Annotated in this window: 2 protein-coding genes; both read left to right on the forward strand. The window is 40.0% G+C overall.

The window, feature by feature from the left end; translation table 11 throughout:
* Window positions 1–223: 223 nt before the first annotated feature.
* Window positions 224–1792: an IS21 family transposase gene (istA, locus tag RZN25_18225; protein MEQ6378740.1), complete on the forward strand. Its 1569-nt coding sequence runs from the start codon at window positions 224–226 to the stop codon at window positions 1790–1792.
* Window positions 1789–2559 carry an IS21-like element helper ATPase IstB gene (istB, locus tag RZN25_18230; protein ID MEQ6378741.1) on the forward strand — a complete coding sequence of 257 codons (771 nt, stop codon included), beginning with the start codon at window positions 1789–1791 and terminating at the stop codon, window positions 2557–2559. Before istA ends, istB begins: the two co-directional genes overlap by 4 nt.
* The last annotated feature ends 36 nt before the right edge of the window (window positions 2560–2595 follow it).

Genomic DNA, 2595 nt, shown 5'->3' on the forward strand with positions numbered 1-2595 from the left:
TGTGAATGCTAAACTAAAATAGACCATTATTGCTAGATAAAAATGAACACTTTTTTACCAGTTATTTATGGGGATTGGCATTGAAATGGGTGCCGCCCCGGGGGAGGGGCGGCACCCATTTCAATGCTCGCATCACTCCTCCCTACTAGTTAAAAAAAAATCCCTTTATTGCTGTATAATATGATAGATTTGTAGACTTGATCAGCAATGGGGGAACGTAAAGGTGGAAAAGTGGAACATGTATATGGAAATTTATCAATTAAAACAACAAGGATTTAAAATTAGGAGAATTGCTAGAAAGCTAGGTATTTCAAGAACAACTGTTTATAAATATCTTGAAAAATCTCCAGAGGAAATGAGTGGATGGATGGCGTCAACCAAAACAAGAGTTAAAAAGCTGGATCCTTATGAAATGCTTATTCAAACGTGGTTAAGTGAAAATCCTGATATGTCAGCTGCACAAGTCCATGACTGGCTGATGGAAAGATATAAGGATCTAGAGGTGGGAGAAAGTACGGTACGCATTTATGTGAAGGAGTTACGTGAAAAGTATTCCATTCCTAAAACAGAAGAAAAGCGTGTTTATGAGGCTATTCCAGATCCACCAATGGGGCAACAAGCACAGGTTGATTTTGGACAAACCATACAGAAGACGACAAATGGAAAAGAGATAAAGTTATATTTTATTAGTTTCGTCCTTTCGCACTCACGTTATAAATATGTGGAGTGGCTAGATAGGCCTTTTACAACAAAAGATGTCATACGGACCCATGAAAATGCGTTTCAATACTTAGGAGGTATTCCTTACGAACTTGTTTATGATCAAGACTCCTTAATGGTAGTCAGCGAAAATGCGGGTGATCTTATTCTTACAGGTGAATTTCAAGCTTATCGTGAAGAAAGGAAATTAACTCTATTTGTGTGCAGAAAAGCGGATCCTGAAAGCAAAGGGAGAATTGAAAATGTGGTCGGATTTATAAAGAAAAACTTCGCTAAGAACCGTGTCTTTCACAACATTGAAACGTGGAATGAGTTGGGCATGGCGTGGCTTGAGAGAACGGGAAACGGGAAAGTTCACAATACAACAAAGAAGAGACCGGTCGAAGTGTTTGCCCTCGAAAAACAGCACTTGAGACCAGTCGTTACAAAAATTACTCTTTCGAGTGTTGATTCAAGTATAACAAGATCAGTTCGGAAGGACAATACCATCATTTATCTATCCAATCGTTATTCCGTCCCTCTCGGCACATATAAGAAAGATAAAGAGGTTTATATCGAGACAACGGATGAAAATCGCTTAATTGTTCGAGAGGAAAAGGCAGGACCAGTGATAGCCGATCATAAAATTAGTCATGAAAAAGGAAAATTGATTCAAGACCGCCAACATAAACGGGATCGCAATAAAGGAATTCCTGCTTATATCGCTAGTGTTGCCGAGAAGTTTGAAGATGTAGGATTGGCTCATGATTATCTGGAGGAAGTTCACCGAAGGTATCCCCGATATATTCGTGATCAGCTTCAACTTATATCAAAAGCGCTTGAATCCGAACCAGACATTGGAAATGATGCCTTAAAGGAATGTGTTCATAAAGGGATCTATAGTGCAACTGAATTTAGCGATGTCGTTCAGCATGTCAAACGCCAACGACAAGCCAACCACGAATCCCTGGAGCAGAAAAAGGAACAAATAAAGCTACTTAATGTAGTGGACAGGTCCGTAATTCTCACGAAGCCATATATTCGAGACGTGAATGAATACATAGCCATATTAGAAGGAGGAGCAGCCAAATGAGCGATTCGTTGGAACAGTTACAACAGCAATTACGTTCATTGAGGGTGTCGGAAGGTGCAAACTACCTTCCAACACTCCTTCAACAAGCGGAAACAGAGGACTGGACCTATCAAACGTTTCTCCGTCAATTAATAGGTTATGAGCAAAAGCAGCGCGACGAGAAGCAAATAGAAAAACGCCTTAAATGGGCGGCGTTTCCGTTCTATCGAACATTGGAAACATTTAATCTCGAGGAGCAGCGAACACTCAGCAAGAAGCAACTTAACCAATTAAAAGAATTCACATGGTTAGACCAACTATACAATCTCATTCTCTTAGGACCGACAGGGGTAGGCAAAACACTTCTGTCAACGGGACTAGGAATTGAAGCCATTCATCAAGGATACAAAGTGTCTTTTATCAGTATGGGTGAACTCGTTCACACCTTAAAAACCGAGGAGTTTTCAAGAAAGTCTCAGACAAGAATGAAGCGCATTAGGGATTCACACTTAGTTATTATTGATGATTTGATGTATATGGCGATGGACACTCGTGAAGCCAATCTATTCTTTCACTTGATCAATGACCTCTATGACAAATGTTCTATCATTCTAACATCAAACAAAGCCCCGCAAGAATGGGGCGAATTATTAGGGGATCCTGGCATCACCACGGCTATTTTGGATAGGCTTATCCATCGGGCAGAAGTAATCCATTTTAAAGAGGATGATAGCTATAGAATGAGGCATCGATCTTCCATTTTTGAGGGAGAAAGTGTCCAAAATTAATTAGCAAAAAGTGTTCATTTTCACTTGACGGTTACA

It is taken from the genome of Bacillaceae bacterium S4-13-56, from assembly GCA_040191315.1.
GTDB lineage: Bacteria > Bacillota > Bacilli > Bacillales > JAWJLM01 > JAWJLM01.

What these genes read in the sequence shown, in the direction of transcription:
- istB (MEQ6378741.1), top strand. Translation starts at nt 1,789, where the DNA reads ATGAGCGATTCGTTGGAACAGTTACAACAGCAATTACGTTCATTGAGG.